Origin of the sequence: Streptomyces sp. DH37 (genome assembly GCF_029813835.1) — a bacterium.
Taxonomy (GTDB): domain Bacteria; phylum Actinomycetota; class Actinomycetes; order Streptomycetales; family Streptomycetaceae; genus Streptomyces.
In genome coordinates this window covers 1-26,559 of sequence record NZ_JARVKV010000084.1, presented here as the reverse complement: position 1 = coordinate 26,559, position 26,559 = coordinate 1, and the positions used below count along the sequence as shown (strand labels likewise).

Here is a 26,559-nt window from a genome sequence, read left to right as displayed (position 1 = left end):
GGACCGCGTGCGCGGTCCCGGCCGGCCGGGTGGGTGCGGGTCCGTCGTCCCGGCTCCGGGACGTCAGACGAGCCGGGCGTCCAGGGTGATGTTCTCGACGGCGGCCAGGGCCTGGCTGACCGGGCAGTTGGCCTTGGCGTCCTGGGCGGCGGCCTGGAATTCCTCCTCGGACAGCCCGGGGACGGTGGCGCGTACGGTCAGCTTGATGGCGGTGATGCCCTCGCCCGGCTGGAAGGTGACGTCCGCCTGGGTGTCGACCTTCTCCACCGTGTGGCCCTTGCCCGCCAGGCCGTGGGAGAAGGCCATGGAGTAGCAGGCGGAGTGGGCCGCCGCGATCAGCTCCTCGGGGCTGGTCTTGCCACCGGGCTCCTCGGCGCGGGCGGGCCAGCTCACGTCGTAGGTGCCGATCTTGGAGGATTCGAGGGCGACGTTGCCCTTGCCCTCGAGGAGGTTGCCTTCCCAGTGGGTCTTGGCAGTACGAGTGGTTGCCATGGCGATCGCTCCTGATGGGTTGGGAGTGAAGGAAGAACCTGCGGTGATCAGTTTAGGCAGTGGACCGCCGTGGACCGGCGCGCCGGTCCGGACCCGGCGCGTGCCGCGCCGGGCGGGGCGGACGGCCGGCGGCCCGCTCCACCGGTGGTGTCCGCCTCCCCGCCCGCCACGGCGGCACACCTCCTGTTCCCGTCCCGTACGCGCCGAAGGCGGTGGCCGGGGCCGGCCGGCCCCGGACGACGGCCCCGTGGCGCCCGACCGGCCCGGAGGAGCCGGGGCCGGTGCGGACGCCGGGACGGCGCGCCCGCCCTGCCCCGCCTGCCGGTCCCCTATCCGGGGCGGCGGACCGGCGGGAAGACCGTCCTCGAGCCGCGGGTCCCGGCGCGGGGCGCCCGCGGGCCCCGCGCTAGGGTGCAGCGTGCTCCCGCGACCCCGCCGCTCCCTGGCCGACGCCCGCGTCCTGCACCACCGGGAGCAGGGCGGCTCCTGGCCGATGCTGCTGTGGAGACCCGGGTCCGACCGGCGGATGATCAGCAGCGCGCTGCTCGGCGGCGGGCTCGGCCGGCGCGGCTGGATCCTCAACGCCCAGGTGCCGCCGGGCTACGCGCGGCTGGACGCCGAGCGGCACCTGGCCGAGCTGGCCGCGCGGGCGGGCGCGGAGGGGCCCGGTGTGGGCCTGATGACCGCCGCGCGGATTCTGGACCGCTGCTTCGCGGCCGACGAGGGGGCCGAGGCCCTGGTCACGGCCGGGATCGGCGTACGCGGCTGGGCGGCGGCGCCCGGTGCGGGCAGCAGCGAGCCGCTGCCCGCCGGGACCATCAACATCCTGGTGTCGCTGCCGGTGGCGCTGTCGGACGCGGCCCTGGTCAACGCCGTGGCCACGGCCACCGAGGCGAAGGTCCAGGCGCTGCGGGACGCCGGGGTGGACGCCTCGGGCACGCCGACCGACGCGGTGTGTGTCGCCGCCGCGCTCCCCCCGCCGGGCCGCCCGGCAGCCGTCGAGCCCTTCGCCGGGCCCCGCTCCCCGTGGGGCGCCCGCCTGGCCCGCGCGGTGCACCGGGCGACCCTTCTGGCCTGTACGCGCGCGGCGGCGGCCGACGGCTGACGGTTCGTACGGGCCGGTACGGGCCGGTACGGGCCGGTACGGGCCGGTACGGGCCGGTACGGGCCGGTACGGGCCGGTACGGGCCGGTACACAGCTCCGAGCAGATCCGGCGCGCCCGGTCCAGGTCCTTCTTCACCCGGGCGTCGAAGTCGAAGACCGAGCCGAAGCGCTGGTACGACCGCCGGAGCGCTTCCGCAAGCGGTTCGTACTCCTCGTCGCCCGCGGCGGCCGAGGCGGAGAGGGCCTGCGCCGCTCCCCAGCGGTTGAGCGCCATCTCGCCGGCCGGGCCCTTCGCCGTGTACTCCGAGGTGTCGAAGCGGTCCAGGGCGCCGCACGCCGCCCGTGCGTCGGCCGCCGGACCGCCCTCGTCACCGTTCACGCCGGTGAGGGCCCAGGCGGCGCCGATGCCTCCACCGCCGATCACCAGACCGGCCGCCAGCACGGCGGCGAGGGGACCGGTGCGGCGGCGGGCGGGCGGGGCCGGGGTTCCGAAGGGCTGCTGCATGCGGCCGAGGATAGGCGCGGGGCGGCCGTGCCCCGGGGAGCGGGCCCCCCGAACCGCCGCGCGCGGGAGCGGAGTCGGCCCGCTCCGGAGCCGGGGCGCGCCGCGGGGGCGGCCGTGCCGCGCGGACCGGTGCCCCGGCTCCGCCCGCCGGGAGGCGGGTCGCCCGGCGGGGATCGGGCAGGCGGTGCCGTCCGGCCCGGTCCGGGCGTGCGCGCGGCGGATGGGGTCCCGCGCGCTCAGCCGCGCCGCGCCACCACCAGCCGGCAGCGGGGGCTGCCGTCCGCCCGCCGCCCCAGCTCCTCCAGCGGCAGCGTCCCCGCCTCGAACCCCGCGCCGGCCAGCTCGCGGAGCACCCCGGGGAGGCGGAACGTGCGGTAGTACATGACGAACCGCGGACGCCGCAGCGCGTTGCGCACGCGCATCGCCGCGTCGAATCCCCACAGCGTCCAGTAGGCGCGCGTCCCCACGCGGGGCGGCGCGCCGACGGGGAAGGCGAACAGGCCGCCGGGCCGGAGCGCCGCGTGCACCCGTGCGAACAGGCCGGGCCGCTCCTCGGGCAGGAAGTGCCCGAACGCCCCGAAACTGACGGCCAGGTCGAAGGCTCCCGCGAAGGGCAGCCGCCGTACGTCGGCGCGCACCCAGTCCACCGCCGGCCCGCCGGGCGCCGCGGGGTGGGCGGAGCGGGCCACCTCGAGCATGCCCGCGCTGAAGTCGACACCGACGGCCCGCCGTTCGCACAGCCGCCGGAGGACGTCCGTGCCCGCGCCGGTGCCGCAGCACACGTCCAGGCCCGTTCCGAACGGCCCCAGCGGTTCGAGCGCGCGGGCCGTGGCGTCCAGTACGCGGTCCGGCGTCCTGAACGGCGTCAGGTCGAACTTCGGCGCGAGCAGGTCGTAGCCGCGCTCGACGGACGAGAGCGCCTGCACGGCGAGTTCGCGGAGGGTCGGGCCCTGGGGAGTGAACATGGCGACCACCGTAACGAGCGGGAGCCGGCCGGGGGCGGCCTCCCGGCGCGTCCCCGGCCGCCGCGCCCCGCCGGCGGCCGGCGGGGCGTCACATCTCGAGGACGACGCGGGCCCTGATCTGACCGCCGAGGATCTCCTCGACGCAGTCGTTGACGGCCTCCAGCGGGCGCGTCTCGTAGATCACCCTCGTGCGCCCGGCCGCGTGGAGTTCGAAGACCTCCGCGAGGTCCTGCCGGGTGCCGACGATCGAGCCGATGACGGAGATGCCGTTCAGCACGGTGTCGAAGACCGGGACGCGGAGGGCGCCGCCCGCGGGGAGCGCGACGAGCACGAGCCTTCCGCCGCGCCGCAGGCCGCGCTGGAGGGCGGCCGTCGCCCGGTCGTCGACGGCGAGCGCGATGGCGGCGTGGGCGCCGCCGTGCCGCCTGAGCACCTCGGCCGGGTCCTCCTTGCGGGCGTCGATCAGGATGTCGGCGCCCAGCTCCCCGGCGAGGGCGAGCTTGTCGTCGGTGACGTCGACGGCGGCCACCGTGGCCCCGGCGATCTTCGCGTACTGGACCGCGAGGTGCCCGAGGCCGCCGATGCCGGAGACGGCGACGAGGTCGGTCGGGCCCACCCCGGCGACCTTGACGGCCTTGTAGGTCGTCACGCCCGCGCAGGTCAGCGGGGCCGCCTCGCGCGGGTCGACGCCGTCGGGCACCGGCTGGGCGAAGTCGGCGTGCGCGAGCATCTTCTCGGCGTGTCCGCCGTCGACGCCGTACCCGGTGTTCCTCTGCCGCTCGCACAGCGTCTCCCAGCCGGACAGGCAGTGCTCGCAGCGCCCGCAGGCCCAGCCGAGCCAGGGCACCGCCACGCGCTGGCCGACGGACAGGTGAGTGACGCCGTCGCCGAGCCGCTCGACGATGCCGACGCCCTCGTGGCCGGGGACGAAGGGCGGTTCGGGCTTGGCCGGCCAGTCGCCGCGGGCGGCGTGGATGTCGGTGTGGCACAGGCCGGAGGCCTCGACGCGGATGCTCACCTGTCCCGGGCCGGGTCGCGGATCGGGCCGGTCCTCGATCACCAGGGGTTCGCCCAGGGTGCGGACGACTGCTGCTCTCATGGCCTGCGCTCCTCGTGTCCGGCCGGTGTCCCGGCCTCTCGTTCACCTCCTTCAGCCTCCCGCCCCGTACGGCGGTGGCGGCAGGTCCGACAGGAGCAGTCGATGAGGGCCGTTCGGCCCGTGCCGGGCGGGCCGTACGGTCCCCCCGGGGCGGGCGCCCGCCCGGCGCGGGACGGTGCCGGGGCGGTTCGCGGAGGACGCCGGGTGGACCCGTCCCCGGCAGGCCGGGACGGGGCACCGGACGTCCGTTCCCGGAACCTTCCGGGGAATGGGGCCTTCGCGAACGGCCTCCCCCGCGCCGTCCGGACGCGGCGGGCTCAGCCCGCCGTGGCGGCGGGGCCGGGGCGGCCGAGCAGGGCCGCCAGCGCGCCGGGCAGGTCGTCCAGCGGGGCCGCCGTGCCGTCCGGGAGGGCGGAGCGCCGCCAGCCCGGTCCGGCCGGGTGGACGGGCGCGGCGGTCGCCTCCAGGGCGGCCCGCAGCCAGGCGGCGTCGGCCGTATCGGGGGCGCGCGCCCACAGCACCGCGGCGCCGGGGCGGACGCGTGCGAGCGCGTCGGTCAGGGCGCGGGCGGGCAGGTCGCCTGCCAGGAGGACGGCCCGGCCCTCCTCGGCCAGGGCGGCGGCCAGGGCCGTCAGCGGCAGCGTGTGGTGCTCGCCCGGCGCGGCGGCCAGGAGCACGGGGCCGGGGGCGCCGGGGCCGGGCGGGGCCGCGGCGGCGCGGTCCTGGGCGTGGCGGCGCAGGGCCCCCTCGATGACGCCGCTGGTGACGTGCTCGACCTCGACGCCGCAGCCGGTCTCCTCCCAGTGGTCGCCGATGGCGACGAGGGCGGGCGCCAGCACGGTCGTCCACGCGGAGGCGGCCCCGAGCCGGGACAGCGCGGCCGACACCACGGCGCTGACGGCGGCGGCGTCCAGCGTGTGCATGGCCTCGGTCAGCTCCGCCGCGTCCGCCCGTACGGCGGGCGGTCCGGCGGCGCCCACCGCGCGGGCGGCGTCGGCGGCGGGCACGCCGCGGCGGACGAGTGCGCGCACGTGCTCCAACCGGTCGAGGTCGTGCGGCGAGTAGCGGCGGTGCCCGCCGGTGGTCCGGCCGGACGGGGCGAGGCCGTAGCGGCGCTCCCAGGCCCGGAGCGCGGCGGTGCTCATCTCCAGGCGCTCGGCCACCACCCCCACCGGCAGCAGGCCCTCGGACTCCTGTCCCTGCTCCTGTTCTTGTCCCTGCTCCGGGTCCGGCGGCACGGCGGCACGGGAGCGGCGAGTGGACGGCATGGCGCCATCGTCTGCCGGGGCCGGAGCGTGCGCAAGTCGATGGCTGTACAAGTTCTGTACAAGTTCGTTTGACTACATCCGGCAGGGGCAGGCGCCAAGTGGCCGGGCCGCGCCACGCGTTCCGGCTGCACGGAGGGAGCGGGCGGGCGGGCGGCGGCGCCGCGCCCTCCGGTCACCCGTCCGCGCCGCGCGGTACCCGTGGTTCGCCCGCCCAGCGCACTCGAACTGAGAGGATTGCTCTTCATGTTCGGGTGTGCACATTTTTGTCCGTACGTGCGCCGGGCGTCTCGGCCCCGCGCCGGGAAGGAGCCGCGATGCGGCACCAGGCCGCCGATCTGGCCCTCGCACCTGCCAGCCCCGCACCCGCACGCCCGGCGCCGGCCGCCCGGGGACGGGAGGAGCCCCTCGGGGCCGCGTCCCGGCCGCCGCGCCCCCCGGACGAGGCCCCCGGCGACCGCCGCCCGGAGCACGCCGCGGAACACGGTGCGGGAAACGGCGTGGGACACAGTGCGGGAAACGGTGCGGGACACGGCCTCCTCGCCCACGATCCCGACCGCGACGTCGCGGCCGCCGTCGACGCCGTGCTCACCCGCCATCTGACGCTGCGCCGGGCCGAGGCGCGGCGGATCAGCGACCGGTTCGCCGCCGACGTCGCCGACTGCCTGATCGACCTGGTGCGGCGCGGCGGCAAGCGGCTGCGCCCGGCGTTCCTGTGGTGGGGGTGGCGGGCCGGCGGCGGTACGCCGGGGCACGCCGACGCGGACTCCGTGCTGCACGCGGCCGCCGCGCTGGAGCTGATCCAGGCCTGCGCGCTGGTGCACGACGACCTGATGGACGACTCGCCGCTGCGGCGCGGCGCGCCCGCCGCCCACGTGGCCCTCGCCCGCCGGCACCGGGTCGGGGGCCTGGGCGGGGACGCCGACGCGTTCGGGGCGTCCGCAGCCCTCCTGACGGGTGATCTCGCCCTGGTCTGGGCCGAGGACCTGTGGGACGCGGCCACCCCCTCGGAGGAGGCCCGCCGCCGGGCCCGTCCCGTCTGGCGGGCGATGCGCACCGAGATGGTGGCCGGGCAGTACCTGGACCTGTACGGGCAGGCGGCCGACGCCCCCTCCCCCTCCTCCTCCCTGCGCGTCGCCCACCTCAAGAGCGGGCTGTACACCGTGGAGCGCCCCCTCCACCTGGGGGCGGCGCTGGCCGGCGCGGACCCGCGCACCACCTCGGCGCTGCGGCGGGCGGGACGGTGCGCCGGGGTGGCGTTCCAGCTCCGCGACGACCTCCTGGGCGTCTTCGGGGACCCGGCCCGCACGGGGAAGCCCGCGGGCGACGACGTACGGCAGGGCAAGCCCACCTACCTGATGGCCGTCGGCCTGCGCCTGGCCCGGGTGCGCGGCCGGCGCGCGGCCCGGGAGCTGCTGGACCACGCGCTCGGCAACCCCGTGCTGACCGAGGAGGAGCTCGGCCGGGTGCGCGCCGCGCTGACCGAGGTGGGCGCCCGCGCCGCCGTCGAGCGGCGCATCGGCGGCCTGGCCGACGGCGCGCTGGCCGCGCTGGAGGAGGCCGCGCTCGACGGCGTCCCGGCCCGGGAGCTGCCTGCGCTGCTCCGCGCCGTCCTGGGCCAACCGGCCGACATCCCCCGCGACGGCGCCACCGCCGTCCCCACCCGCTGAGCACCTGCCGGAGGAGACCAGGATGAGAAGACTGCGCGAGCCGAGCGACCACGTCGTCATCGTCGGGGCGGGCCTCGCCGGGCTGTCCGCCGCGCTGCACCTGCTGGGCGCCGGGCGCTCGGTCACCGTCGTCGAGCGGGAGGCGGGGCCGGGCGGCCGGGCCGGGCGCGAGGAGTGGGACGGGTACCGCGTCGACACCGGGCCCACCGTGCTGACCATGCCCGACCTGATCGACGAGGCCATGGCGGCGGTGGGCGAGAAGCTCGCCGACCGCGTCGAGCTGGTCGGCCTCCACCCCGCCTACCGCGCCCGCTTCGCCGACGGCAGCTCCCTCGACGTCCACACCGACCCGCGGGCGATGGAGGAGGAGGTCGCCCGGGTGGCCGGGCCGCGGGACGCGGCCGGGTACCGGCGGCTGCGCGACTGGCTGGAGCGGATCCACCGGGTGCAGATGCGCTCGTTCATCGACGCCAACTTCGACTCCCCGCTGGGGCTGCTGGGCGCCGACCTGGCCCGGCTCGCCGCGCTGGGCGGGTTCGGCACCTGGCACGGGCGCGTCGCGCACTTCCTGGAGGACGAGCGGCTGCGCCGGGTGTTCTCCTTCCAGGCGCTGTACGCCGGGGTGCCGCCCACCCGGGCCCTGGCCGCGTACGCCGTCATCGCCTACATGGACACCGTCGCCGGCGTGTGGTTCCCGCGCGGCGGCATGCACGCCGTGCCCCGCGCCATGGCCGACGCCGCGGCCCGCGCGGGGGCGCGCTTCGTCCACGGCGCCGAGGTGACGGAACTGGAGCGCTCGCCGGGCGGGCGGGCGTCGGCGGTGCGCACCGCCGACGGGGAGCGCATCGCGTGCGACGCGGTGGTCCTCACCTGCGACCTGCCGATCGCCCACCGCCTGCTGGGCGGGGCCCCGCGCCGCCCGGTCCCGCTGCGGTACGCGCCCTCCGCCGTCGTACTGCACGCCGGCGGCGACCGCACCTGGCCCGAGCTGGGCCACCACACGCTCTCGTTCGGCTCGGCCTGGGAGTCGACGTTCCGGCGGCTCACCCGGACCGGCGAGCTGATGGCCGACCCGTCGCTGCTCATCACCAGGCCCACCGCCACCGACCCCGCGCTGGCGCCCCCGGGCAGACACCTGCACTACGTGCTCGCGCCCTGCCCCAACCTGGTCACCGGCCCCCGGGACTGGGACCGCGTCGGCCCCCGCTACCGCGACGAGCTGGTCGCCGAGCTGGAGCGCCGCGGCCTGGACGGCTTCGGCGACGCGATCGAGGCCGAGCGCCTGGTCACCCCCGCCGACTGGGCCCGCCGGGGGCACGCCGCGGGCACCCCCTTCTCCGCCGCGCACACCGTCGCCCAGACGGGCCCGTTCCGGCCGCGGAACCTGCCGCGCGGCTGGGACAACGTGGTCCTGGCCGGCTGCGGCACCACGCCCGGCGTCGGCGTGCCGACCGTGGTGATCTCCGGCAAGCTCGCCGCCGCCCGCGTCACCGGCGCGCCCGGCCCCGCGCCGGCGCGCCGGAGGACGGCGGATGCCGGGGCGGCCGGGGCGGCGGCGGTATGACGGCCCGCGAGCTGGACGCGGCCGGCGTCCACGACCCGGCGCTGCGCGCGGCCTACACCCGGTGCCGCGAGCTCAACGCCCGCCACGGCAGGACGTACTTCCTGGCCACCCGGCTGCTGACGGCCCGCCAGCGCCCCGCCGTCCACGCCCTGTACGGCTTCGCGCGCTGGGCGGACGACATCGTCGACGACCTCGACCCCGCCCTCACCCCCGAGCAGCGCGCCGAGGCGCTGGCGGAGCTGGACGGGACGCTGCTGACGGCCCTGCGCACCGGGCGCAGCGGGCACCCGGTGATCGCCGCGCTGGCCGACACCGCGGCGCGCTACGCCATCGACCCGCGGCACTTCACCGACTTCATGCGCTCGATGGCCATGGACCTGCGCGTCACCGAGTACCCCACCCTCGACGACCTGCGCGCGTACATGCACGGCTCGGCGGCCGTCATCGGCCTGCAGGTGCTGCCGGTGCTGGACACGGTCGCGCCCCGCGTGGAGGCGGCCCCGCACGCCGCGGCGCTGGGGGTGGCCTTCCAGCTCACCAACTTCCTGCGGGACGTGGGCGAGGACCTGGAGCGCGGCCGGATCTACCTGCCGCTGGACCGGCTGGCCGCCCACGGCGTCGACCGCGCCCTGCTGCTGTGGTGCCGCCGCACCGGGCGCACCGACGCCCGGGTGCGGGCCGCCCTGCGGGAGCTGTGCGAGACCACCCGGGGCGTCTACCGGGAGGCCGAGCCGGGCATCGGCATGCTGCACCCCGTCTCCCGGCCCTGCGTGCGCACCGCGTTCGTGCTCTACCGCGCCATCCTGGAGCGGATCGAGGCCGCCGACCACGCGGTCCTCCACCGGCGCGCCGTGGTGCCCCGGCGCCGCCGGGCGGCCGTGGCGCTCGGCGGGCTGGCGGGCATCGCCGCGGCCCGCGCCCGCGGAGCCCTGACCGGCGACCTGCCGCGGGTGCCCCAGCGTCCGCGGAGGACCGCGGAGGACCGGGGAGGAACCCGGCGAACCCCCCGGCGGGACACGCAGCGAGGAGGAGTCCTGTCGTGAAGCGCCCGACCGGCTGGCGCAGCCCCCTGCGGCTGATGCCCGACCCCGGCTGGAGCCGCCAGAGGCCGACGTGGCGCGCGGCCCGGCCCCACGTCATCGCCGACGCCCTGAAGCGGGCCACGGCCCGCCCCTCGGGCAACTGGTACGCCGTGGCGGCCGGCCGCGAGATCCGCCCCGGCCGCCCCTTCGGGCGGACGGTCGCCGGGGTGGAGGTGGTGCTCTGGCGCACGGAGTCCGGTCGCCTGGCGGCCGGACCGGGCGCCTGCCCGCACCTGGGCGCGCCGCTGTGCGACAGCGTGGTGGAGTCCGGGCGCCTGATCTGCCACTGGCACGGCCTGCGCCTGACCGAGCGGGGCATGCCCGGCTGGGAGGTCTTCCCGGTGCACGACGACGGGGTGCTGGTGTGGGTGCGGCTGGACGCGGCGGGCGGCGAGGAACCGCTGGAGCGCCCCCGGCTGCCCGAGCGCCCGGACGCGGCGGCCTCGGTGGACGCGGTGACGACCCTGGTGGGCGCCTGCGAGCCGGAGGACGTCATCGCCAACCGGCTGGACCCCTGGCACGGCGCCTGGTTCCACCCGTACGCCTTCACCCGGCTGACGGTGGTGGAGGAGCCCGACCCCGCCGTCAACGGCGACCGCTTCCTGGTGGACGTGGCCTACCGCGTCGGCTCCCGGGCGGGCGTGCCGGTGCGGGCCGCGTTCAGCGCGCCGGAGCCGCGCACGCTGGTGATGCACATCGTCGACGGCGAGGGGGAGACGTCGGCGGTGGAGACCCACGCCACGCCGCTCACCGCCCCGGGCGACCCGAACCCGCGCACCGCCGTCATCGAGGCCGTGCTGGCCACCTCCGGCCGGCCCGGCTTCACGGTCGCGCGGGCCGCCGCGCCGCTGCTGCGGCCGCTGATGCGGCGGGCCGCCGCGCGGCTGTGGCGCGACGACCTGGCGTACGCCGAACGCCGCTGGCTGCTGCGCAGTCAGGGCCGCTTCCCGGGGTCGCCGTGACGGCCGCCGTGACCGCCGCGGCCGCCGCGGCCGCCGTACGGGGCGCGGGCGAGGAAGGTGTGGAGGATGCCGTGCTCCCAGCCGGGCATCGGCACCACGCGCGCCGCCTCGAAGCCCGCCGCCGTCAGCCGGTCCCGGAGGCGCGGCGCGGTGTCGAACTCCAGGACGCTGCGCCACAGGTGCCGGTACAGGCCCGGTCCGCCCGGGCCGAGCGAGCCGGCGGGGATGATCACCGACCGGCACACCGCCGTCCAGACCAGGCGGTGCCGTCCCGCCCCGGACAGGGCGTACTCGTGGACGGCCAGCCGCCCGCCGGGGCGCAGCAGGCCGCGCACGCCGGACAGGACCTCGTCCGGAGCCGTCAGGTTGCGCACCAGGTAGGCGGCGAACACCGCGTCGAACGGTCCGCGCACGCCCGCGCGCCCCAGTTCCTCGGCGGGCGCGTGGACGAAGGAGACGTTCCCCGGCCAGGTCTTGGCGGCGGCCCGTCCCAGCATCCCGGCCGAGGCGTCCACCGCGGTGATCTCCGCACGGGGCGCGACGGCGAGCAGCGCGGCGGTGGACGCGCCGGTCCCGCAGCCCAGGTCGAGCACGCGCAGGCCCTCGCCCCCGCCCGGCAGGGCCAGCCTGCGGGCGGAGCGGCGCAGTTGCCGGTGGTATCCGGGGTTCGCTCCGACGAGGCGGTCGTAGGCGGTCGACGCCCCGTCGAACGCCGCGGTCAGCGCGGCGTCCCGCAGAAGCGTCATCGCGTCCGTCCTTCCGCCCGTACGGGTCCGGGGTGTGCGGTCATGGCCGCACGCCTACCCGGCGCGTGCCACCGGGAACGCCCCGGGAGGCGCACCGGGGGGAACGCCGGGAGAGGGGTGCGCGGATGAACCGCCGGGACGTCTCCGCGGCACCGGTACCGGTACCGGCCGTGGACGCGGACGTGGTCGTGGTCGGCGCGGGCGCGGCGGGCCTGTCGCTGGTCGGGCACCTCCTCGACGCCGCCGGGCCGTCGGGCCCGCCCTCGGTCGCGGTGGTGGAGCCACCTCCCGGCCCCGACCGCAGCCCCGAGCGCACCTGGTGCTTCTGGGAGGAGGAGGGCGGCGGGCCCGGTGCCGGGCTCGGCGCACCGGTCGCCGCGTCCTGGCGGCGGCTGCTGGTGCGGGGCCCCGGCGGTGAGGCCCTGGGCGGCGACAGTCCCCGGCGCTACACGATGGTCCGCTCCGCCGACTTCACCCGTGCGCTGGACGCCCGGCTGGCCGCCTCCCCCGCGGTCACGCGCGTCACCGGCACCGCCACCGCCGTCGAGGACGGCCCGCGCGGCGCGCGGGTGAGCGGCACGGACGCCGGGGGGCGGCCCTTCGCGCTCACCGGCCGCTGGGTGTTCGACTCGCGCCCGCCGCGGGTGCTGCCGCCCGCCCGCACCACCCTCCTGCAGCACTTCCGGGGCTGGTTCGTACGCACCCGGGAGGACCGCTTCGACCCGGGCACGGCCGAGCTGATGGACCTGCGCACCCCGCAGCCGCGGTGCGGGCTGTCCTTCGCCTACGTCCTGCCCCTCACCCCGCGCGAGGCCCTGGTGGAGTACACCGAGTTCTCCCCCGCGGTCCTGACCGACGGGGAGTACGAGGCCGCGCTGCGGCACTACACCGAGCACGTCAGGCCACTGGGCGCGTTCACCGTCACCGGCGCCGAGCAGGGCGTCATCCCCATGACCGACGGGCGGTTCGCGCGCCGGGCCGGCCGCTCGGTGTTCCGCGTCGGCACGGCGGGCGGCGCCACCCGCCCCTCCACCGGCTACACCTTCGCCACCGTCCAGCGCCAGAGCGCGCGGGTGGCCGCCGCGCTGGCGGCGGGGCGGACGCCGCTGCCGCCCCGGCCGTACGCCCGCCGCCACCTGGCCATGGACGCCGCGCTGCTGCGCGCCCTGGCCACCGGCCGCGTCGACGGCGCGGACTTCTTCGCCCGCCTCTTCCGCCGCAACCGGCTGGAGAGCGTCCTGCGCTTCCTCGACGGCCGCTCCGCGTTCCGCGAGGAGGTGGCGATCGGCCTGCGCTCCCCCGTGTGGCCGATGGCGCGCTCCCTGGCCGAACTGCCCCTCCTGCCGCGCCGGCCGCCCGCCGCCGTACCGCGGCCCCACGGTTCCCTCCAGCGAAAGGCCCCCACGTGACGGACGCGCGAAACCCGTACTCCCTCCCGGGCCGGGGCCGCCCCCGGCTCGCCCGCGACCGGTACGCCGTGCACCGGCCCGCCCCGGCCGGTGCGGCCCGGGTCGGCGACCGCGGGGTGCGCGCCGCGGTGGTGGGCGGCGGGATCGCCGGGCTCACCGCCGCCACCGCGCTGGCCGAGCGCGGCGTGGCCGTCGACCTGCTGGAGCGCCGGGAGGTGCTGGGCGGGCGCGTGGGGGGCTGGCCCACACGGCTCGCCGACGGCACGTCCGTCACCATGAGCCGGGGCTTCCACGCCTTCTTCCGGCAGTACTACAACCTGCGCAACCTGTTGCGGCGCGTCGATCCGGGGCTGTCGATGCTCACCCCGCTGCCGGACTACCCGCTGTGGCACAGCGGCGGCGCGCGGGACGGCTTCGCCCGCGTCCCCCGCACCCCGCCGTGGAGCGTCCTGGGCTTCACCGTCCTCAGCCCGACCTTCACCCCCTCGGGGCTGGCGGGCATGAACCCCCGTGCGGCGCTGCCCCTGCTGGACGTGCGGGTGCCGGGTGTCCACGAGCGGCTGGACGGCGTCAGCGCCGCCGAGTTCCTGGACTCCGTCCGCTTCCCGGCACCGGCCCGGCACCTGGCCTTCGAGGTGTTCTCGCGCAGCTTCTTCGCCGATCCGCGCGAGTTGTCGGCGGCCGAGCTGGCCCTGATGTTCCACATCTACTTCCTGGGCTCGGCCGAGGGACTGCTCTTCGACGTGCCGAACGAGCCCTTCCCCGCCGCCCTGTGGGACCCGCTGGCCGCCCGTCTGGAGCGACTCGGCGCGCGGGTGCGCACCGGCACCGCCGTGACGCACGTACGCCCCGGGCGGGACGGCTTCACCGTGGTGACCTCCGGCGGCGGGGGGCCGTGCGCGGAGCGCGGCGAGCGCTACGACGCGGTCGTCCTCGCCCTGGACGGCGCGGGGCTGCGCGCCCTGGTCGCCGACTCCCCCCGGTTGGGGGACCCCGGCTGGCGGGCGTCGGTCGGACGGCTGCGCGAGGCCCCGCCGTTCCTGGTCTCCCGCTACTGGCTCGACCGGCCCGTGGCCGCCGACCGGCCCGGCTTCCTGGGCACCAGCGGCTACGGTCCGCTGGACAACGTCAGCGTCCTGGAGCGGTGGGAGGGCGAGGCCGCCCGCTGGGCCGCGCGGACGGGCGGCAGCGTGGTGGAGCTGCACGCCTACGCCGTCGACCCCGGCGCCGACCGCGCCGCCGTCCAGCGGCGCGCGCTGGACGAGCTCGCCCGCGTCTACCCGGAGACGGCGGACGCCTCGGTCGTCGACGAACGGCACGAGTGGCGGCGGGACTGCCCCCTGTTCGCCACCGGCACCTGGAGGGACCGGCCGGGGGTGCGCACCGGTCATCCCCGGCTGGTGCTCGCCGGGGACCTGGTGCGCACCGCGCTGCCGGTGGCGCTGATGGAGCGGGCGGCCACCACCGGGTTCCAGGCCGCCAACGCCCTGCTGGCCACCTGGGGGGTGCGGGGCCATCCGCTGCTGACGGTGCCCCGCAGGGGGCGTTCGGCGCCGCTGCGGCTGCTCGCCTCGGCCCTCGGCCGCTGACCGCCGCCGGCGTCCCGTCACCCGCCCCGTGGGGCGCCGCCGTGCACGCCGGCGGCGGCGTGACCGTGGGGACGTGACCGTGGAGGCGGGGAGGACGGAAGGGCGTCCTCCCCGCCCGCCGCGGACACCGGCCGCGCCGAACCGACGGCGGGTGGTCTCCGCCCGCGTGGTCCGGGAAGCGGTCAGAAGACCGGGAGCTGCCGGGCCCCGGCGGCGGCCGGCAGCGCGCGCTCGTGCTCCAGCAGCGCCCGCTTGCGGTCCAGTCCCCCGCCGTAGCCGGTCAGGCCGCCGCCGGACCCGACGACGCGGTGGCAGGGCACGATGACGCCGATCGGGTTCTTCCCGTTGGCGAGCCCCACGGCCCGGGACGCCGTCGGCCGGCCGATGTGCTCGGCCAGCCGGCCGTAGGTCCAGGTCTCCCCGAGGGGGATCTCGCACAGCGCGGCCCACACGCGCCGCTGGAACGGCGTTCCGCACAGCCTCAGCGGCAGGTCGAAGACCTCGCGGCGGCCGGCGAAGTACTCCTCCAGTTGCCGGGCCGTCTCGGCGAACGGCGGCCCGGACGGCTCCGGCAGCCGCTCGCCGAAGGCCGAGTCGTCGGGCCGGTGCCGCTGGGCCTCCATGTAGAGGCCGACGAGGTGTTCCCCCTCGGCGACCAGGGTGAGCGGGCCGCAAGGGCTGTCGACGACGGTGTGGGTGCGCCTGCCGGGCGCTTCGGACGTGGCGGACACGTGCTGTTCTCCTCTCCGGCGGCGGTCCGGGAGGCGGCGGAGGGCCCTCCGCCGGTCCGGATGTCCCCGGACCGCACGGCACCAGCATGGCCCGGGACCCGCCCGTGGACCGGCGGTTTCGGGACATCACCCCTGCGCGCCCGCGCCGGCCCCGGCCGGACGGCGCGGACCGGCGGTCGTCGGGGCGGGCGCGGGCGTCCCGGGCGGCGGCGGGGCGGTGGACGAGCGGCGGTCCGGACAGGCTCGTGGAGTGGCGGGTGCTCAGCGCCGCGAAGTCGGGCGGGAGGCCGTCCGGGCCCGGTCGGCCGGTGAGGGCGAGGGCGAGGGCGGGAAAGGGATGCCGGAGGAGGTCATCCGGGCTCTCCGGTGCCCATGGGGTTGGGGGCGGGACCGGCGTCGAGGGCCTGCCGGGCCCGGTCCAGCAGGCGGGCCGCGCGGGGGAAGTCCTTCAGCTGCCCGGCCAGCAGGTCCAGCGCGGGGTGGAGGGAGCGCGCGGGGACCCGGCGGGCGGCGAGGATCTCCGCCGTCCAGGTCATGAAGCCGGTGAACAGCTCCTCGTCGTCGACGTAGAGGGCGGTGGCCAGGAAGTCGACGATGTGCGCGATGTCCTCGGTGGTGTGCAGCCGCTGCCGCTCGGTGTAGTCGCGCATGGCCGGGAAGCGCTCCTCCAGCCCGGTCAGGGTCTCCCTGACCAGCTGGGGAGCGGTACGCGTGACCATCGTGTACTCCTGGTCCGCCAGGTGGGGCAGGTCCTCGGCCGGATGGTGCGCGGACGGCGGACCGGGAAGCGGCATGCCCTCGCTCAGCCGGTCGGCCGCGGCGCTGGCGTCGGGGGCCCAGGCGTCGGCGCCGAGCAGGCGCGCGTAGCGCCCGTCCGGGCCGAAGGCCGCGCCCCCGGCCAGTACGGGGACGCCCGCGGCCTGGCACGCGGTGATCGTGGCGTGGGCGGTGGGCAGGCGGGTGGGGATCGAGGAGGACAGCGCGACGGCGCAGGGGCCCGTGCGGTGCAGGTGCGCGACCAGGTGCGGGGTGGGGACCTGGGCGCCGAGGAAGTCCACCTGCCAGCCGCGCAGCGACAGCACCTCGGCGAGCAGGCGGGCGGGCAGGGCGTGCCACTCGCCGTCCACGCAGGCGACCGTGACGCGCCCCGCCCACGCCCCGGCGCCGGACCGTCCGCCGCGCACGCGGTGGGCGAGCGCGGCGATGATGCGGTCGTTGATGGCGGTGGCGGCGTGCTCCTGCGCCACGGTGATGCGGTCGGCGGCCCACTCGGTGCCCACCTTGCGCTGGACGGGCGCGATGACGTCCAGCAGCACCTCCTCCGGATCCGCGCCGGCGTCCAGCGCGGCGAAGACGGTCTCGGAGGCCGCGTGCTCGTCGCCCTCGCGGACGGCCTCCCACAGTTCCTCCCGCGCCTCCTCCCGCGCCGCGCGCGGACCGGCCGCGGCGGCGGGGTCCGCGGCGGCGGGGTCCTCGGCGAGCTCCGCGGCGGGGACGTGATCGGGACGAGCGGTCATGCGGTGTACCTGCCCCGGGTGTGGCCGTCCACCGCGCTGAGGTGCGCGGTGCGGTGATGGCGACGACGGCCATGTCGTCGTGGCTCCTTCCCCCGACCCACTGGCCGGCGAGCATCTGGATCCTCTCGACCACCGCCTCCGCCGGCATGGCCGCGCACTCCGCGAGCGCGTCCCTCAGCCGCCGCTCCCCGAACATGCCGTCGCCCAGGGGGCCGCCGCGCGCCTCGGTGATGCCGTCGGTGTAGAGCAGGCACGTCTCGCCCGGCGCGAGTTCGGCCGTGACCGTACGCGCCCTGATCCTCGGCAGCACGCCGACCAGCGACCCCCGGGTGTCCGCCTCCTCGACGCTGCCGTCGGCGCGCACGATCAGCGGAGCGGGGTGGCCGGCGCTGGTCAGCCGGAGCCTGACCTGGTTCCCCGCGCGGACCGCCGAGGCCAGCACGAGGGTGGCGAAGCGGTTGTGGTGGGAGTTCACCAGCGCGCCGTTGAGCAGGCCGAGGACCCTCGGGTGGTCGTCGGCCATCGGCAGCAGCGCGTGCAGCGTGGTGCGGATCTTCCCGGTCAGGACGGCCGCCTCCAGGCCCTTGCCGCACACGTCCCCGAGGACGACCAGGGACTCCCCGCCCGGCTCGGCGGCGGGGTGGATGTCGTAGAAGTCGCCGCCCACCCACTCCTCGAGCTCCGAGACGCGGTAGCCGCCGGCGAACTCGACCCCGTCCACCCGGCGCAGCTCCGGCGGGAACAGCTCCCGCATCAGCGTGGCGGTGATGTCGGCCTGCCCGGCGTACAGGCGCGCGGCCGACAGCGCCGCCCCGGCCCGGGAGGCGAACAGCCGGGCGAGGGTCTCCTCGCTCTCGCCGAACACGGCGTGGTCGGTGCGGCGCAGCAGGATCAGCGCCCCGGCCGGGACGCCGTGGCCGGGCAGCGGGGTGACCACCACCGAACCCGCCGGTCCGTCGAACCCCGGCGGCACCACCCAGTCGGGCAGCAGCGCGGGGTCGATCCAGCGGGAGGGCACCGGCGGGAAGCCCTGGAGCGCCTCGCTCAGCCCCGGCACGGCGTCCGGGTCCGCCTCGACCGTGTCGTGCACCGGGCCGCCGGGGGTGCTGTAGGTCACCGGGAGCCTGCGCCCGGCGGCCGGGGCGACCAGCACGGCCGCGTCCGCCAGGTGCTGCGCGGCCAGGCGCGTGGTCGCCTCCATGCAGCGCTCGACGTTCAGGGAGGCCGACAGGACCTCGGACACCTCCGCGAGGAAGAGGGTGCGCTCCCGTTCGCTCCTCAGGGCGTCCTCGGCCCGGCGCAGGTCGGTGTCGTCGACCAGCCACCACACCACGCCGCCGTCCCCGCCGCGGGCCGGGTACGCCCGCAGGCTCCGTCCGCCGGCCTCCCCCGCGAACGGTCCGGCCGCCTCCGGGCCGGGTGCGGGCGGGGAGGCGGTGAGGCGCCGGTGGGCGTCGGCCAGCCAGCGCGGCACCGCCTCGTGCAGCCGCGCGCCGGGCACCGCGCCGGGGAGGAGCGCCGCGGCGACCGCGTTCGTCCCCGCCACCGCACCGGACGGATCCACCGCCACCACACCGCAGGGCGCGTCGTCCCACGCGGCGCCGGGACCGGCGCCGCGAGGCCGGGCAGATGAGTCCTCGGAGATCGTCACCATCAAGGGCCCGCGTGCCGCGGACCCACCACCTTCCTGCTGGACGGAAAGTTGCCGTCCGGCAACCTTCCCTCAGTCGCCGCGATCGGGGCAACCGCGGCTTCCGCCTCCTTCCCCGCCACGGGGGAAGGATGTGCCGGCCGCGGGGCGGCGCCCCGCTTCCGCGGACAGGCCCCGGGCCGCCGGGAGGGCGCGTCGCACACCGCTCCCGCCCCGTCCATGAGAACAACCGGCGGAGGGGATTCCGGGCGGTGGCCGGGAGTTTCACGGCGAACGTGAGAAACCTCACCGGTTTCCGCACGCCGCGGCGGCCGCGGCGGCGGGACGGCCGCTACGGCGTGCCGGGCTTGCGGGCCAGGAGATAGGCCTGCGGGGCGGTCTCGCCGTCGTAGGCCTCGCGCAGCAGCCGGGCGCACACGGAGAAGCCGGCCTGCTCGAGCAGTCCGGCGACGCGGTCGGGCCGCATGCGGTGGAAGTCGAGCGAGACCGCACGGCCGAACGCCTCCGACAGGTGCAGGGGCTCGTCGCCGACCTGGAAGCCGAGGAGCAGGTGGCCGCCCGGCGCCAGCACCCGGTGGAACTCGGAGAGCACCGCCGGCACCCGGTCCGGCAGGACGTGGATGACGGAGTACCAGGCGGCGAGGCCGGCGAGCGAGGCGTCGTCGAGTTCCAGGCCGGTCATCGAGCCCTCCTCGAACCGCAGGTCCGGGTACGCCCGGCGGGCCAGGGCGACCATCTCCGGCGACAGGTCGACGCCGAAGACGTCCAGCCCGAGGGAGTCCAGGTGCGCCGTCACACGGCCGGGCCCGCAGCCGACGTCGGCGACGGGCCCCCCGCCGTGGGCCAGCACGGTCCGGGCGAACGCGTCGAGCATGGCCAGGGCCAGCGGCTTGGCCTGGAACTCCCCCTCGAAGTGCTCCGCGTAGTCGGCGGCGATGGCGTCGTAGGCGGCCCGGACGGCGTTCAGGTGGGACGACTCGCGGGATGTCTCGGTCACGACGGGGGACGGTAGCGCCCCGCGGCCCCGCCCCGTACGACGTTCCGGAAAGTCGCTGTACGTGAATAATGTTCGTCATGTCGTTTTCGCGGCGATCCCCGGAGAGCGGGAAGCTCAGCGGGCTTCCCCTGGAAGTGTTCGACCCGGCCCCGGTCGGGGTCCTGGTGTGCCGGGGCCCCCGGCACGTCCTGACGTACATGAACGCCGCCTACCGGGAGGTCTTCGGGGACCGGCGGCTCGGCGCGCCCGTCCGGGAGGCGTTCGCCGACCTGGAGCAGCAGGGCTATCTGGACCTGTTCGACTCGGTCCTCCGCTGCGGGGAACCGGCGCGGGTCTCCGCCGCGCCCGTCACCGTCCGCTACGCCCACGGCGGGGTCGAGCAGCGGTTCTTCTCCTTCAGCATCTCCAGGATCGACTCCGTCGGAGGCGTCCCCGGAGTGCTGGTGGCCGTCGTGGAGGTCACCCGGGAGGTGACCTCCACGACGCGGGCGCGGACGCTCGCCGAGGAGCGGCGCCGGACGCTGCTGCGCTACGAGAGCCTGGTCGCGGCCAGCACCGAGAAGGTGTGGGTGGCCGGCCCCGACGGGCTCCTCCTCGAGGGGAGCCGGGGATGGGAGCGGGCGACGGGACGCCCCTGGGCGGAGCTGCGCGGCACCGGATGGCTCGACACCGCCCACCCCGACGACCGGGCCGCCCTGGCCGAGGCGTGGTTCCGGGCCATGGCCGAGGTGCCCGAGCGGTTCCGGCACGCGTACCGGCTGCGGTACGCCGACGGAACCTACCGGCACTGCGTGCTGCGCGCCGTGCCGGTGCGCAACAACGGGGCCGTGCTGGAGTGGATGGCCGCCTGCGTCGACGTCGAGGAGCAGTGGCGGGAGGAACTGCGCGGCGACCTCCTCGGCCGTGCCGCCGCCGCGGTGACGGAGTCGGGGAACGCGCCGGACGCCTTCGCCGCCCTGAGCCGGGTGCTCGTCCCCGCCCTGGCCGACGAGTGCGGGATCTACCTGCTGCCCGAGACCGCCGAACCACCCTCCCCGGACGCCTCCCTGACCGTGAAGCGGGTCGCAGCCACCGCCCGCGAGGGGCTCCCCGCGGGTCTGCCGCCGCGCCGCGAGGAGCACGTCGGCCCCGGCCACGCGCTCGCCCGCGCCGTCCGCGAGCGGCGCCCGGTCCACTGCTCCTTCCCGCCCGGCGCCGTGCCGGCGGACGTCGCGCCGCCGGGCGTGCTGCCCTGGCTGGCCCGCGCCGGGGCGCACAGCGGTGTGATCCTGCCGGTCCTGGTCGACGACGCGGTGGCCGCCGTGGTGACCGCCTTCGCCTGCGGGGACCGCGCACCGATCGGCCCGCGGGACCGGGCCCTGGTGCGGGAGGTGGTGGAGCAGGCCCACGACGCGCTCAGCCAGGCGCTGCGGCTGCAGCGCTCCCAGCGGGTGGCGCGGGCGCTGCAGCACAGCCTGCTCACCGAGCCGCCCGACCACCCGCGGCTGCGGATCGCCGCCCGCTACCTGCCCAGCCCGGCGGCCGCCGACGTGGGCGGGGACTGGTACGACTCCTTCCCGCTGCCCGACGGCACGATGGTGCTGATCATCGGCGATGTGGCCGGGCACGACCTGCGGGCGGCCGTCACCATGGGGCAGATGCGCAGCATGCTCCGCGCGCTCGCCGCCGACCACGGCGGACGACCGCCCGGTGACGTCGTGCGGCGGCTGGACACCGCTGTGCAGACCCTCGATCCGGACATGGGCACGGCCACCTGTGTGATGGCCCGGGTGGAGGGCGGCGCGCAGGGAGCGGCGGGCGGCGACGGGGGCGCGGAGGGGCCGTGGCGGCTGACGTACACCGTCGCCGGACACCCCCCGCCCCTCCTGATCACCGAGGAGGGCGGCACCCGTTTCCTGGAGGGCGCCCGCAGCCCCCTGCTCGGCGTCCTGCCGCCGGACGCCCCCCGCGACAGCGCCGTCGAGGCGCTGCCGCCCGGCTGCACCCTGCTGCTCTACACCGACGGCCTGATCGAGCGCCCCGGGGAGTCCCTCGACCGCGGCCTGGAACGGCTGTGCCGCACCGCCGCCGCCCTCGCCCGCGAGCCCGTCGGCGTCCTGTGCGACAAGCTGGTGGCCACCGCCCCCGTCGGGCGCGACGACATTGCCCTGATCGCGCTGCGCCTCCCCGCCCCCGGCGCCTGAACCGCCGGACGGGCGCGGACGGCGGGGGCCGCACGGGGCACCGGCCGCGGGGCCGTACGGGGCCGCACGTCCCCGCCCCGCGACGGCGGCCGGGGCCGTACGTCCCGCGTGTCGGGGACCTTCGGCCCCGATCGACGCTCGGCACCCGAAAGCGCGACATGGGGCTGGTAGACAGATCTCGGCTGCGATTCAGCGGCCGATATCTGTCTACCAGCCCCCGGTGCCTCGCCTTCTTAGGAGCGTCATGCTTTCCGCCGAATCGGCCTCGGTGATCCGCGCCACCCTGCCCGCGGTGGGCGGGGCGCTGGACGAGATCACCGCCCGCTTCTACGCGACCATGTTCGCCGACCGCCCCGAGCTGCTCGACGGCATGTTCAACCGCGGCAACCAGGCCAGCGGCGCGCAGCGCCGCGCCCTGGCGGGGTCCATCGCCGCCTTCGCCGGCGCCCTGGTCGCCGAGCCGGGCACCCGGCCCGACACGCTGCTGGCCCGCATCGCCCACAAGCACGCCGCCGTCGGCGTCACCGAGGACCAGTACACGATCGTGCACAAGTACCTCTTCGGCGCCATCGCCGACGTGCTCGGCGACGCGGTCACCCCCGAGGTGGCGGCGGCCTGGGACGAGGTGTACTGGCTGATGGCCGGCGCCCTGATCGCGCAGGAGGCCCGCCTCTACCTCACGGCCCAGGTCCGGCCGGGACACCCCTGGCGGCAGTGGACGGTCGTCGAGCGGCGCGAGGAGACCCCCGACACGGCGTCCTTCCTGCTGCGTCCCGCCGACGGGACCCCCGCGCCCGCCGCCCGCGCGGGCCAGTACGTGAGCGTGCGGGTGCGGATGCCCGACGGCGTCCACCAGCTGCGCCAGTACAGCCTCTCCTCCGCCCCCGGCGACCGGACCCGCCGGATCACCGTCAAGCGGGTCCACGGCGACGGCGCCCCGGAGGGTGAGGTCTCCAACCTGCTGCACCGCACCCTGCGGGCGGGCGACGAGCTCACCCTGTCCGCCCCGTTCGGCGACGTGGTGCTGGACCGGTCCGACCGGCCGCTGGTGCTGGTCTCCGCCGGGATCGGCTGCACCCCCATGGTCGGCATGCTCGAGCACCTCGCCGTCACCGGCTCCACCCGCCCGGTGACGGTGCTGCACGCCGACCGCTCCCCCGGCGACCACGCGCTGCGCGCCGACACCAACCGGCTGGTGGAGCGGCTGCCGGGCGCGCGCTCGGTGTTCTGGTACGAGCGGCCCGGCGCCGAGGAGCCCTACGCCCGCCAGGGGCTGATGGACCTGGAGGAGCCGGACGTGGACACCGACGCGAGCGTGTACCTGTGCGGCCCGGTGCCCTTCATGCGCGCCGCGCGCGAGCAGCTGCTGCGCGCCGGAGTGCGGGCGCGGGACATCCGGTACGAGGTCTTCGGCCCCGACCTGTGGCTGGCCGACGCGACGGCCTGAGCCGCCGCCCCTCCCCTCGGGGCCTCACGGACGCGCGTGTGCGGCCCGACGGTGTCCCCGGCGGGCCGCACGGCGGTGTGCGGGGCCCGGCGGGCCGCACTCCGGTCGAGGGCCTCGGGCCGACGGGCCGGACCACCGGCCCCCGGTCACGCGGTACTCCGCGAACGGCCCGCGGTTCGGTCCGTGGGTCCGGGTCGACCGGTCGGCGATGCCGCCGGGCTCCCCCGACGGGCAGTCCGACGGGAGTCCGACGGGCAGTCCGGTGGCGGCACCCCGGTCACCTCGCCGCCGGGTCACCGTCCCGCCGGAACGGGGCGATGATCTTCCGTACGGCCTCAGCGGCCCCCCAGTCGTCGTCGTCATGGGCGATGACGCTCAGGAGTTCCCGGAGATGAAAGATGTCCATCCGGTCACGCCAGCCGCCGTCGATCCCGGTGACCTCCTCGTACACGGCGAAGAAGCGGTCCGAGGCGGGCGGGCGCGGGGAGCACCACAGCATGCTGAGGTCGGTCTCCGGCCAGTTGTAGGACACGGCGGGGTCGATGAGCGCGGGCGCGCCGTCGGCGGTGGCGACGATGTTCCCCTGCCACAGATCGCCGTGGGTCAGGCACGGGGGCCGGTCCGGCACGAGTTCGGGCAGGGCGGCGCAGAGCCGTTCCAGGGCCTGCCGCTCCGCGGTGTCGAAGGCCGCCTCGACCAGGGGTTCCGACAGCCAGCGCAGGATGCGCCGCTCCGCGAGGAACGCGTGGCCGTCGCTGTCCCAGGTGTTGTCCTGGCGCAGCCGGCCCAGCCAGCCCGGACGGTGCCAGCCGAACCGCTCGGCGGTCGTGGAGGCGTGCAGGGCGGCGACCGTGTGGGCGAGCCGCTCCCAGAAACGCTCGTCGTCGCGGCGCGGCCGCATCCTCTCCAGCACGAGCAGCCGGGGCGAGGCGCACAGCACCTCCGGCGTGATCACCCCGCCGGTTTCGCGGAGTTCCGTCAGGCCGGCGGCCTCGACGGGGAAAACGTCCCGGTCCGGCCCGAGAAGCGTTTTCGCGAATATCCGGGAACCGTCCTCGAGGGTGACCAGACCGGCAATCGCGATCACTCCGCCGGCGGCTTTCTCCACCTCTCCGGCTGCGTATCCCGCTTCCCGGAGACGCTTGACGAGTATCTCTTCGCCGGACACCCGGAAACCACATCACATTCTCCCCGGACACACCAGGGACCCGTTCCGGCCACACTCATCGGCAGCCGCCGGGCCCGGAGCGTGTACGGCTCCGCGTGGGGACCGCCGCGTCGCAGCAGTGCGGCGTGGCCCCGCCGTCGGCCGCCGGCCCTTCGGCCCGCGCGGCGTAACGCCGGAGAAGGGCGTGTCCGCCTCGGCGTCGAGGGCGGCGGCCGGTTCGTCCGGAACCAGCGGACGCGGCCGGTCCCGCATGAACGCACGGCCGAGCGCCAGGCGATCCCGACGGCGTGGAGGGCCGCGCGGTGCGGCCGATGCGGTCGGCGCCGCACCGGGCCTCGCGCGGCGCGGCGCGCGGGGTGGGGGCGTGATCGGCGAGCGGTTCGACGGTCTCGGCCACGTACCGGCCGGCGGTGGCGGCGGGGACCCCGGACCCGGCGGCGGCCGGTCTGGGCGAACGCCCCGTCCGTGCGCGGGTGCGCCGGCGTGGGCGGGACCTGGCGGAAGCGGCCGAAACGGCGCCGGTGGGGGTGCGGTTCGCGCCTCCGGGCGTGGACCAGCCGGTAGACGTGCTCGGCGTCCTCGACGTGCCCGGCGTCCTCGTGTGGTACGCCGGGCACGGCTCGATGCGGGGATACGGGACCGACGGGCCTCCTGCGTGAAGTGCTGATGGGTGAGATCACCGGCACAGCGGTCAGGGGCCTCGTCCCGTCATGCCTCCGTCCACCGGCCACCGTCCTCCCCGAGCACGGGATGGGAGAGGTGCACCCGGCGAACAGCGGCACCTCTTTTCCTCGACCCGTGTTCCGGAAGTCCCGTTACGGCGCCGGACCTTCCGGGATCCCTTCGCCCGCATCCCCCGGTGCCCGGGTCGGCGGACGCCCGCCCGGGGCGGGGCCGGCGGACGGGAGGCGTGGCCGGGAACAACCCGGGCCCCGGAGGCGCTGCTCCCTATGCCCCTGCGTTATGAGCGGTATCGGACGAAAGGTGTGGGAACAGTGGCGGAGACGGGACGGACGCGGTTCCAGCCGGCCGGCGACGAGCCGATGGTGACCTCGTGCGATCGGGTGGTCACCGTGAAGTGTCTGCGGCTGGCCACGGCGGGCCGGCCGATCAGCCGGGTCACCCTGGACCTCGGCCCGGGCCGCGGCGCACCGGGCACCTGGGCCTCGCTCACCGCCCGCGAGGCGCGCGAGCTGGCACGGCGGCTCCTGGCACAGGCGGCTCTCGCCGACGGCGGGACCTCCGCCGCGGCCGGCCCCCTCCCGCCCGTACCGCCCTCCCCGCAGTCGCCGCCCGGCGCGCCCGCCGTCTGAGCGGGCCCCGGACGGCCGGACAGGGCGAGGCGGCCCGGGCCGCTCTTCCCGGGCCGCTCCACCTTGTCCCCCCCCCCACCGGCTCCCCACAGCCGCGGGACGAGCCTGCCGCCTCCGGCCGCCCGCGGCACAGGGCCGAAAGGGAACGTTCGAGGGACCAACGTCCCTCCCCCGCTCCCCGTCCGCGAGCCGCTCCCCGTCCGGTGCGCGCGTCACCGCCGCCGCGCCCGGGGCGGTGGCGGGCGGGCCGGCGTCCCGCGGGCCGGATGGCGGACGGGGGGACGGACCGCGCGGGCGGTTCCACGCCGGTGGCGCCGCCCCTTCCGCACGTCCCTCCCGCACGCGCCGTCCGCACGCAGGGGCCGCCGCACGGGATCGCCCGCACCGTGCCGCATGCGGCCCCTTACTCCGGGTATCCGGCCACCACGGTGCGGTCGCGCACCGCGCAGTCGGCGATTCACCGGAACCCGGAGGTGCAGCGGATGAGGCACGGCCTCCTGTCGAGGAACACGAACACCGAACCGGCCGCGGAGGCGCGCGAGGAGCCCGCCCCGGCCCGGTCCCCCGTGGTGCGGGCGCTGGTGATGGTGGTGGCCCTGGTGGCGACGGTGCTGTTCGCCGTGGTCCTCGCCAGGCTGACCCTGACCCCGTCGTACGCCTCGGAGTCGCTGACGTACAGCAATCTGCGGCCGGGTGAGTCCATCCGCAACTACCTGGACCAGCCCGCGTTCCGCGACACCGTCAAGCAGCTCGGCGGCAACATCGCCCTGGGCGTGCCGTTCGGCGTGCTGCTGCCGGTGGCCTGGCCGCGCGCCCGCGGGCTGCTGCGGGTGGTCCTGCTGACCATGGTGGTGATGGCCATGGTGGAGCTGGTGCAGGGGTTCGTCGTGCCGGGCCGGGCGTTCGACATCGACGACGTCATCCTCAACACCACCGGCGCGCTGCTGGGTTACCTGCTGCTCGGCCGCCGCATCGGCCGTGCCATCCACCCGCCCCGCCGCCGCCGGTGGCGGCGCCGCGCCGGGCGGGAGCGCACCGCGGCGACCGGGGCCGAGGAGGCCTGACGGCCCGCCGCCGGGGCGCCGGTGGGCCGGTGCCC

At 77.2% G+C, this 26,559-nt stretch carries 20 protein-coding genes and 1 pseudogene; 11 read left to right on the top strand and 10 right to left on the bottom strand.

Going from position 1 to position 26,559, the window contains the following annotated elements; translation table 11 throughout:
- Positions 1-63 precede the first annotated feature (63 nt).
- A complete protein-coding gene (locus tag QC029_RS27920) occupies positions 64-492 on the bottom strand; it encodes an OsmC family protein (RefSeq protein WP_279558606.1) in 429 nt (142 codons plus the stop codon).
- 493 nt (positions 493-985) lie between these two features.
- Between QC029_RS27920 and QC029_RS27915 the strand changes: the two genes are divergently transcribed.
- Complete coding sequence (locus QC029_RS27915) at positions 986-1,597, top strand: adenosylcobinamide amidohydrolase (protein ID WP_279558608.1); 612 nt, start codon at positions 986-988, stop codon at positions 1,595-1,597.
- Between the two features lie 741 nt (positions 1,598-2,338).
- On the opposite strand, the gene QC029_RS27910 is transcribed toward QC029_RS27915, so the two are convergent.
- From QC029_RS27910 to QC029_RS27900, 3 genes are all read right to left on the bottom strand, one after another.
- Positions 2,339-3,067, bottom strand: a complete 729-nt coding sequence (locus QC029_RS27910) for a class I SAM-dependent methyltransferase (protein ID WP_279558605.1) — start codon at positions 3,065-3,067, stop codon at positions 2,339-2,341.
- An 88-nt stretch (positions 3,068-3,155) separates the two neighbouring features.
- Complete coding sequence (locus QC029_RS27905; RefSeq protein WP_279558604.1) at positions 3,156-4,166, bottom strand: zinc-dependent alcohol dehydrogenase; 1,011 nt, start codon at positions 4,164-4,166, stop codon at positions 3,156-3,158.
- 317 nt (positions 4,167-4,483) lie between these two features.
- The gene (locus QC029_RS27900) at positions 4,484-5,434 is read right to left on the bottom strand and encodes a MerR family transcriptional regulator (protein WP_279558603.1); all 951 of its coding nucleotides are present in this window, start codon (positions 5,432-5,434) and stop codon (positions 4,484-4,486) included.
- Positions 5,435-5,931: 497 nt separating this feature from the next.
- Here QC029_RS27900 and QC029_RS27895 point away from each other — a divergent pair, with 497 nt between their 5' ends.
- Genes QC029_RS27895 through QC029_RS27880 form a run of 4 tightly spaced genes read left to right on the top strand, consistent with a single transcriptional unit; the run spans position 5,932 to position 10,709 of the window.
- Positions 5,932-7,101: a polyprenyl synthetase family protein gene (locus QC029_RS27895; protein ID WP_279558602.1), complete on the top strand. Its 1,170-nt coding sequence runs from the start codon at positions 5,932-5,934 to the stop codon at positions 7,099-7,101.
- A 22-nt stretch (positions 7,102-7,123) separates the two neighbouring features.
- Positions 7,124-8,665 carry a phytoene desaturase family protein gene (gene crtI / locus QC029_RS27890; RefSeq protein ID WP_279558601.1) on the top strand — a complete coding sequence of 514 codons (1,542 nt, stop codon included), beginning with the start codon at positions 7,124-7,126 and terminating at the stop codon, positions 8,663-8,665.
- Positions 8,662-9,708: a phytoene/squalene synthase family protein gene (locus QC029_RS27885; protein ID WP_279558600.1), complete on the top strand. Its 1,047-nt coding sequence runs from the start codon at positions 8,662-8,664 to the stop codon at positions 9,706-9,708. Before crtI ends, QC029_RS27885 begins: the two co-directional genes overlap by 4 nt.
- Positions 9,709-9,743: 35 nt before the next feature.
- Entirely contained in the window at positions 9,744-10,709 is a 966-nt protein-coding gene (locus tag QC029_RS27880) for a DUF5914 domain-containing protein (protein ID WP_279558607.1), read from the top strand.
- Here QC029_RS27880 and QC029_RS27875 read toward each other — a convergent pair.
- Positions 10,682-11,455, bottom strand: coding sequence for a methyltransferase domain-containing protein (locus tag QC029_RS27875; RefSeq protein WP_279558599.1), 774 nt, complete (start codon positions 11,453-11,455; stop codon positions 10,682-10,684). The genes QC029_RS27880 and QC029_RS27875 overlap by 28 nt on opposite strands.
- Positions 11,456-11,580: 125 nt before the next feature.
- Between QC029_RS27875 and QC029_RS27870 the strand changes: the two genes are divergently transcribed.
- A complete protein-coding gene (locus QC029_RS27870) occupies positions 11,581-12,864 on the top strand; it encodes a lycopene cyclase family protein (RefSeq protein ID WP_279558598.1) in 1,284 nt (427 codons plus the stop codon).
- The gene (locus QC029_RS27865) at positions 12,861-14,453 is read left to right on the top strand and encodes an NAD(P)/FAD-dependent oxidoreductase (RefSeq protein WP_279558597.1); all 1,593 of its coding nucleotides are present in this window, start codon (positions 12,861-12,863) and stop codon (positions 14,451-14,453) included. The genes QC029_RS27870 and QC029_RS27865 overlap by 4 nt, the downstream gene beginning before the upstream one ends.
- Before the next feature lie 182 nt (positions 14,454-14,635).
- Here QC029_RS27865 and QC029_RS27860 read toward each other — a convergent pair whose 3' ends face one another.
- The 4 genes and pseudogenes from QC029_RS27860 to QC029_RS27845 form a co-directional block, all read right to left on the bottom strand.
- On the bottom strand, positions 14,636-15,184 hold the full coding sequence (locus QC029_RS27860; RefSeq protein ID WP_279558596.1) for a methylated-DNA--[protein]-cysteine S-methyltransferase: 549 nt from the start codon (positions 15,182-15,184) through the stop codon (positions 14,636-14,638).
- A gap of 350 nt (positions 15,185-15,534) precedes the next feature.
- Entirely contained in the window at positions 15,535-16,701 is a 1,167-nt protein-coding gene (locus QC029_RS27855) for a B12-binding domain-containing protein (RefSeq protein WP_279558595.1), read from the bottom strand.
- A pseudogene (locus QC029_RS27850) lies at positions 16,698-18,355 on the bottom strand (PP2C family protein-serine/threonine phosphatase). Before QC029_RS27850 ends, QC029_RS27855 begins: the two are co-directional and overlap by 4 nt.
- 328 nt (positions 18,356-18,683) lie before the next feature.
- Positions 18,684-19,349 (bottom strand): class I SAM-dependent methyltransferase, encoded by a 666-nt coding sequence (locus QC029_RS27845; protein WP_279558594.1) that lies wholly within the window; start codon positions 19,347-19,349, stop codon positions 18,684-18,686.
- 77 nt (positions 19,350-19,426) lie between these two features.
- Between QC029_RS27845 and QC029_RS27840 the strand changes: the two genes are divergently transcribed.
- A complete protein-coding gene (locus QC029_RS27840) occupies positions 19,427-21,532 on the top strand; it encodes a SpoIIE family protein phosphatase (RefSeq protein ID WP_279558593.1) in 2,106 nt (701 codons plus the stop codon).
- 244 nt (positions 21,533-21,776) lie between these two features.
- The gene (locus QC029_RS27835) at positions 21,777-22,979 is read left to right on the top strand and encodes a globin domain-containing protein (protein ID WP_279558592.1); all 1,203 of its coding nucleotides are present in this window, start codon (positions 21,777-21,779) and stop codon (positions 22,977-22,979) included.
- A 277-nt stretch (positions 22,980-23,256) separates the two neighbouring features.
- On the opposite strand, the gene QC029_RS27830 is transcribed toward QC029_RS27835, so the two are convergent.
- Positions 23,257-24,147 (bottom strand): fructosamine kinase family protein, encoded by an 891-nt coding sequence (locus QC029_RS27830; RefSeq protein WP_279558591.1) that lies wholly within the window; start codon positions 24,145-24,147, stop codon positions 23,257-23,259.
- Between the two features lie 995 nt (positions 24,148-25,142).
- On the opposite strand from QC029_RS27830, the gene QC029_RS27825 reads away from it, so the two are divergent.
- The gene (locus QC029_RS27825) at positions 25,143-25,460 is read left to right on the top strand and encodes a hypothetical protein (RefSeq protein ID WP_279558590.1); all 318 of its coding nucleotides are present in this window, start codon (positions 25,143-25,145) and stop codon (positions 25,458-25,460) included.
- Positions 25,461-25,942: 482 nt separating this feature from the next.
- Positions 25,943-26,524, top strand: a complete 582-nt coding sequence (locus QC029_RS27820; RefSeq protein WP_279558589.1) for a VanZ family protein — start codon at positions 25,943-25,945, stop codon at positions 26,522-26,524.
- Positions 26,525-26,559 lie beyond the last annotated feature (35 nt).

Bases quoted from the DNA above. Each gene is read 5' to 3' on its own strand.
- QC029_RS27920 (WP_279558606.1), bottom strand. From the start codon at position 492: ATGGCAACCACTCGTACTGCCAAGACCCACTGGGAAGGCAACCTCCTC.
- QC029_RS27915 (WP_279558608.1), top strand. From the start codon at position 986: ATGCTGCTGTGGAGACCCGGGTCCGACCGGCGGATGATCAGCAGCGCG.
- QC029_RS27910 (WP_279558605.1), bottom strand. From the start codon at position 3,067: ATGTTCACTCCCCAGGGCCCGACCCTCCGCGAACTCGCCGTGCAGGCG.
- QC029_RS27905 (WP_279558604.1), bottom strand. From the start codon at position 4,166: ATGAGAGCAGCAGTCGTCCGCACCCTGGGCGAACCCCTGGTGATCGAG.
- QC029_RS27900 (WP_279558603.1), bottom strand. From the start codon at position 5,434: ATGCCGTCCACTCGCCGCTCCCGTGCCGCCGTGCCGCCGGACCCGGAG.
- crtI (WP_279558601.1), top strand. From the start codon at position 7,124: ATGAGAAGACTGCGCGAGCCGAGCGACCACGTCGTCATCGTCGGGGCG.
- QC029_RS27885 (WP_279558600.1), top strand. From the start codon at position 8,662: ATGACGGCCCGCGAGCTGGACGCGGCCGGCGTCCACGACCCGGCGCTG.
- QC029_RS27880 (WP_279558607.1), top strand. From the start codon at position 9,744: ATGCCCGACCCCGGCTGGAGCCGCCAGAGGCCGACGTGGCGCGCGGCC.
- QC029_RS27875 (WP_279558599.1), bottom strand. From the start codon at position 11,455: ATGACGCTTCTGCGGGACGCCGCGCTGACCGCGGCGTTCGACGGGGCG.
- QC029_RS27870 (WP_279558598.1), top strand. From the start codon at position 11,581: ATGAACCGCCGGGACGTCTCCGCGGCACCGGTACCGGTACCGGCCGTG.
- QC029_RS27855 (WP_279558595.1), bottom strand. From the start codon at position 16,701: ATGACCGCTCGTCCCGATCACGTCCCCGCCGCGGAGCTCGCCGAGGAC.
- QC029_RS27840 (WP_279558593.1), top strand. From the start codon at position 19,427: ATGTCGTTTTCGCGGCGATCCCCGGAGAGCGGGAAGCTCAGCGGGCTT.
- QC029_RS27835 (WP_279558592.1), top strand. From the start codon at position 21,777: ATGCTTTCCGCCGAATCGGCCTCGGTGATCCGCGCCACCCTGCCCGCG.
- QC029_RS27820 (WP_279558589.1), top strand. From the start codon at position 25,943: ATGAGGCACGGCCTCCTGTCGAGGAACACGAACACCGAACCGGCCGCG.